The sequence below is a fragment of the Ensifer soli genome (assembly GCF_041928815.1).
GTDB lineage: Bacteria > Pseudomonadota > Alphaproteobacteria > Rhizobiales > Rhizobiaceae > JBHFEI01.
The window spans coordinates 364493-370492 of record NZ_JBHFEI010000004.1; the positions used below are offsets into that span (position 1 = coordinate 364493).

Consider the following 6000-nt stretch of genomic DNA (forward strand, 5'->3'; position numbering starts at 1 on the left):
ACGGGCGCGGCGATTCACGTCTCGATTCAAAATCGCGGCACGTGATTTCCGCCACGCTTGACGCCTCACGCTGCGCCGGCGGGATCGCCGATCGGCAGCAGTGCCGGGTCCAGGACCTTCGGGTCGTTCGGGTTGCGGGTGTCGCCGTCGCCGGTCACGGGGGCGCTCGGCGCGTTTTCCTGCCCACGATCGGGCAGGCCGGGCGTTGCTTCGGGACCGCGCGGCGAGAGGACGGGATCGGGGAGGGGATGGCGGTTCGGCATGGTAATCTCCTTTTTTGTATGAAAGGAAAACGACCCCGCGTCCCGATGGTTCCCGCAGGACATGGTCCCCGAAAAGACAGGCGCCCTGCGCACCCGCTTCGACGGCGTCAGAACATCGATGTCTCGATGACCAGCCTGCCTTCGACGGTTTCGCCCTTGGTGAAGGGCTCGGCGGCAAAGACGAAGGTCTGGCGGCCCGCGCCGAGCCGGATCGGCGGGTCGAGGCGGACGGGCTCGCCGGAACGCACGACGCCGGAGGCGATCACCGTTTCGTTGTGCTTGGCGAGGAACTGCTTCGGCCCGTGTTCGCCGTCGATATAGAGCGTCACCGACCTGACTTTCAGCGGAAACGGCACGATCGGGCTCGTCGCATAAACCATGCGGCTGTTGGCGGCCGGCTTTGAAAAGGTTTTTTCGAACTTCATCTCACTCACTCCCACCTGAACGGCGAACATGCAGGGAGACCGGACATTTCCGGGCCAGGTCCAAGGGCGGCGGCGCGCAGCCGCGCCTCTCCGCATGCGCCTTGGGTGATGGAGCCCGCAAAGGCTCCGACGACGCGGGTCGCGTCATAGCTTTTTTGCGGTGCAGAAGTCAAAGGCAGGACGGGATGGACTGACATCAACGGCAACGCTGCAACCGTGGTCGTCAACGGAGGCAATAGACCAGATTCCAAGGCTCGGTATCTTGAAAGAAAGTAAGCGGTGTTATCAGGCCACCGGGTTGGCTTCTGGCTGCTCGACACAGGCTCAGGGCCGTAGGTCATCGATCTGGCTAGTGGGATGTCCATTGACGATCCTGGTGATGACGTCTGTCAGGTAGGCTATTGGCTTGACGCTGTTGAGCTTGGCGGTTTCGATGGCGATGCGATGGTGGCGCAGTGTTCAGCGCCCTTCTCGGAAGAAGCGAACAACGCATTCTTCCGATTGAGAGCGATCGGCCTGATTGAACATTTGACGGTGTTGGAGTCGATTTCGATGCGGCCGTCTTCGATGAAGCGGGTCGGCCCGTCCCGGCGCGAGAGCGTGTCGCGGATGGCTTCGGCAGGCTTGGTCTTCTGGCTGATGAGTTTGCGTTGCTCGGTCAGCCAGGTGCGAGGTCATCGGCGATCGGTCGGCTCTTTTCCTGCCGGAAAGCGCGGCGTTCCTCGTGGGGCCTGCCCCGGATACTTTCCTCGACCTGATAGAGTTCGGCGATGCGCCTGCGCGCTTGGCTGGCAATCGGCGCCGGCCCGGCGGCGGCGAGCTCGTAGAAACGACGGCGCCCATGGCTCCGGCAGAAGGCCAAGGACACGCGGTTGCCGGCGGCGAGCGCCCGATAGCCGACCTATCCGCCCACCTATAGGACGCCGACAAAACCATTGAGGTGCGCCATCGGCCGTTCGCTCCTGCGATCGGGCGCATAGACACAGACGACACCCGGCGGGTCGCCTCCCTGCCATGGCCTGTCATCGCGAACATAGGCCCATAACTGCCCGGTCGGCGGCATGGGCCGTGCAGGTTCGTAAAACAGGATTGAAGAATATGTCGAGCGTCAATCAGCCTGCTTCAGTACTGGCACCAGGGTGATCGAGAGGCGAGGCCCGCCGCATTGCCCGACAACGTCCAAGGGAGGTCCAAGGGCATTCAGAAGGAGCCGGGACCAGTGCTGCCGCCATGGATCACGATCCGGACAACGCCGGAGCTGGGTGCGGCCGGCGGGCAACGATGATTGAAAGCGCGACGGCGGGCATGTAGAAGTGGGACATAGCGGTCTGGAGACGTGGAATGCAGGCACGAACCCGTCGGAAATGCGCGCTGATCGTCGGCGCGTCACGGGGTCTCGGTCTCGGCCTTGTCCGAGAATATCTTGCCCGCGGCTGGGATGTGATCGCCACCGCGCGCGACGAGAAGGGAGACGCAGCGCTCGCCGCACTGGCGGCCGCGCAGCCTTCCCGGCTTTCCGTTCTCAGGATGGATGTCACCATGCCGGCGGACATCGCCGCGGCGATGTCCTGCCTTGGCCCGGAACGGCTCGACGTGCTGTTCGTCAATGCAGGGATCTCCGGTGACCCCGACGCGGCTGTGGAAACGGTCTCGGAGGAGGATTTCGCCTTCGTGATGCGAACGAACGCCCATGCACCGCTTGAGGTCGTCTCCGGCCTTCTCAGCGCCGTCAAGACGGAGGGAACCGTTGCCGTCATGTCGTCGAACATGGGCAGCGTCAGCGGGAACCACGGCATGGGCTGGGAGCTCTATCGCGCGAGCAAGGCGGCGTTGAACCAGCTCATGCGCAGCTTCCATGCGCGCCAGGCGGATCGTCGGACCTACCTTGTCGTGTCACCCGGCTGGGTACGCACCGACATGGGCGGCAGCGACGCTCCCCTCTCTGTCGAGGAAAGCGTGCGCGGAATGATCGAGACATTGGATCTCCGGCGGGGCAGAGCGGGGATCGACTTCGTCGACTACGCCAACCGCGACGTCCCATGGTAGACCGGTGCGGCCGGGTGCGTAAGGCGCCGGCGGACATACCACCCGTTTTCTTCACGTCAGCGCTCAGGCCGCATTGATCCCGCGCTGCTCTTGCTGAAGGAAGAGAGCCAGTCGAGCTCGATCTGGACGCCGACAAGGGGGATGGCTGCGAGACGCTCTGAGCGGGAACACTCCCGCCGCGCCAAGGATGCAACCCAAAAGAGACTTTCCCGCTGCGCATCTTGCTGGCATTGTGTGGGCGAGAGCAGAGCCAGGCAATCACAACCGAGCCGCATCACAGACAGGGAGGGGAGCATGGCGACGATCTATGGGACGAACGCAAGTGACGTTCGCACCGGCACCATGGGGCGCGACGTGATCTATGGCTGGTCGATCGGCGGTGACAAGACGAGCGATCTGGGCGACGACATCCTGAACGGCCTCGGCGAGGCCGACGTCATCCATGGCGGCGGCGGCAACGATACGATCGATGGCGGCTCAGGCTACGACCTTCTTTACGGCGACAGCGGGGACGATACGATCCGTACCGGTGCGGGCAGCAACGTCCTGGGTGGTTCCGCCTGGGGTGGCACCGGCGACGACATGCTGATCGGCAGCGATGACCATCCGGACAACCTTTTCGGCGAGGATGGTAACGACACGCTTCTCGGGGGCGGGGGCAATGACACGCTGAAGGACGGTGCTTATGGCGACGCCGCTTCGAACGACATTCTGAGGGGCGGGGAGGGTGACGACAGGATCGAATCCTACGGAGGGGTTGATACGATCGATGGCGGTTCCGGCGCCGATTTTCTCCAGTTTGAACGGGCGGCAGCGATAAACGCCATCACCCTCACGCTCGTCGCAACCAACAGCGTGGCGACCTTCATCGGCGACGGAACAACGGTCGTCGGGGTGGAGACCTTCTCGATCACAACCGGCTCGGGTGCCGACATTGTCAACATCGCCATTGCCGGAGGCAGCCGGGTTTCGAGCGCCGAGGGCAATGACCGCATCTTCACCGGAAACGGCGACGACGCTGTGTTCTGCGGCGAGGGCAACGATACGGTCTATGCCGGTGGTGGCAGTGACTACCTTGTCGGCGACGGGGGAGACGACAGGCTCTATGGGCAAGACGGACACGACACGCTGCGCGAGGGCAGCGAGGGATGGACGACCGACAACGACATCATGGATGGCGGCGCAGGCGACGACCTCATTCAATCCTGGCGCGGCCGGGACACCGTGGATGGCGGCGCGGACATTGATCACCTGACCCTCGACCGAACCTCGGCAACGACCGATCTCATCTTCATCATGACCTCGATCGACAGCGTCACGACGCTGGTCGGCGACGGGACCACCGTCGTCAATGTCGAGAAATTCCGGATCGCCCTTGGCGCGGGCAATGACACGATCGTCCTGCTCGAGGGCGACCACCGGATCCATGGCGGGGCCGGCAATGTTGCGTTGAGTGTCGGCTTCGGGTCAGCCATCCTCATGGGCGAGGCCGGCGACGATGTGCTTCGGCTGAGCGACGGCGGCGGTACGGCCGACGGGGGCGCCGGCAACGATACCGTGATCGGCGGTGCCGGCGCGGATATCCTCAGTTCGGGGGGTGGCATCGACACGATCGAAGGCAGGGGCGGCGGTGATCGCATCTCGTCCTCCCACGTCGACGACGTCATCGATGGCGGAGCAGGGATGGATGTGCTGACCGCCAGCTGGGTCAGTGCCGATGCCGGAATTGTTTTTCTCTATGAAGGAACAGGGGCCAACGACGCGGCAGGGAACACCGTTACGATCCGGAACATCGAACAGTTCAGGATCTACGGCGGCAGCTTTTCCGATCACCTCAGGACAGGCGGCCTCGACGACACCCTCTCCGGCGGTGGCGGCAACGACATTCTGGAGGGCGGCGCCGGGTTTGACCTTCTCGATGGCGGCGCTGGCAACGATGTCCTCCATCTCGGCGCCGGCGGAGGAGTTGCCGAGGGCGGATCGGGCAACGATGTCTATGTCCTGACCGGCAATGCGCAGGTAGACAGGGTCTCGGAGGAACTGGGAGGCGGGATCGACGAAGTTCGCGTCAACTACACCTATACGCTGATCGAGTATCGCTTTTCCGGTTCGCTGTTTGAAAACCTGACGCTGACGGGCAACCGCGCCATTGACGGGCGAGGCAACAGCGGCGCCAACGTCATGAAAGGCAACGGCGCGTCGAACTGGCTGAAGGGTGAGGCCGGCAACGATGTCCTCGACGGACGCGCCGGCGCCGACGTCATGAGCGGCGACAAGGGCGACGATACGTTTTATGTCGACAATGTCGGCGACCGGGTTATCGAGGCGACCGGCAACGGCACCGATCTCGTCTATGCCTCTGTTTCCTTTTCTCTTTCCGGACAGGCAATCGAGAAGCTGACGCTGACGGGCGAGGCCGACATCGACGCCAGGGGCAATTCGGGCGCCAACACCATCACCGGCAATCGCGGCAACAACCTCATCGACGGCGGGGTCAATGCTGATGTGATGCGCGGCGGAGCGGGCGACGACTCCTATCTCGTCGAGCATGTCCGCGACAAGGTGATCGAGAAAGCAGGAGAGGGACACGACACGGTGCGCAGCACCGTCGGCTTCTCGCTCGCCGGCCAAGACATCGAGGATCTCGTGCTGGTCGGCACCGGATCGGTCAGGGCGGTCGGCAACTCCCTTGCCAACACGATCACTGGCAACGGGGCGGACAATCTCATCGATGGCGGGTTGAGGTCGGACACGCTGACAGGTGGCGGCGGAATGGACGTCTTTGCCTTCACCACCCGGCCGAGCGGGGCCAATCGCGATCGCATCACGGATTTCTCGTCGGCGGATGACACACTGGAACTCGGCGCGGACGTCTTCATCGGGTTGACCAGGGGGCAACTGGATGCGGACGCGTTCAAGGACACCGGCAGCCCCGGAGCGACGGTCGATGCAAGCGACCGCATCCTCTACAACAGCAGGACGGGTGCATTGTTCTACGACCGGGATGGCAGCGGCAGCGACCATGCCGCCGTGCAGTTTGCCACGCTGCTCAACAGGGCCGCTGTCAGCCATCTGGACTTTTCCATCATCTAAGTACGTCGCGCTCCAACGGGCAGCCGCTTGGAGCCCGTCCGGGAAAACAACCGAGGCTCTAATCGCAACCGGATGAAAGTTCAGTGGCAGGTCACTGGGAATTCGGGTGTTGCGGCATGACCTGCTGGCGACGGTTGCGCGACTGGCAGGCCGCGGCGTCTGGGCGAAGCTGC

Annotated in this window: 4 protein-coding genes and 1 pseudogene; 2 read left to right on the top strand and 3 right to left on the bottom strand. The window is 63.7% G+C overall.

What is annotated here, in order from left to right:
* Positions 1-65: 65 nt before the first annotated feature.
* The 3 genes and pseudogenes from ACEVQ6_RS08880 to tnpC form a co-directional block, all read right to left on the bottom strand.
* Complete coding sequence (locus ACEVQ6_RS08880; RefSeq protein WP_374888574.1) at positions 66-263, bottom strand: hypothetical protein; 198 nt, start codon at positions 261-263, stop codon at positions 66-68.
* A gap of 107 nt (positions 264-370) precedes the next feature.
* Positions 371-688 carry a hypothetical protein gene (locus tag ACEVQ6_RS08885; protein WP_374888575.1) on the bottom strand — a complete coding sequence of 106 codons (318 nt, stop codon included), beginning with the start codon at positions 686-688 and terminating at the stop codon, positions 371-373.
* A gap of 324 nt (positions 689-1012) precedes the next feature.
* Positions 1013-1748: pseudogene (gene tnpC, locus ACEVQ6_RS08890) on the bottom strand (IS66 family transposase); the annotation flags it as partial.
* A 281-nt stretch (positions 1749-2029) separates the two neighbouring features.
* On the opposite strand from tnpC, the gene ACEVQ6_RS08895 reads away from it, so the two are divergent.
* Entirely contained in the window at positions 2030-2734 is a 705-nt protein-coding gene (locus ACEVQ6_RS08895) for an SDR family NAD(P)-dependent oxidoreductase (protein WP_374888576.1), read from the top strand.
* A gap of 294 nt (positions 2735-3028) precedes the next feature.
* Positions 3029-5827: a calcium-binding protein gene (locus ACEVQ6_RS08900; RefSeq protein ID WP_374888577.1), complete on the top strand. Its 2799-nt coding sequence runs from the start codon at positions 3029-3031 to the stop codon at positions 5825-5827.
* The last annotated feature ends 173 nt before the right edge of the window (positions 5828-6000 follow it).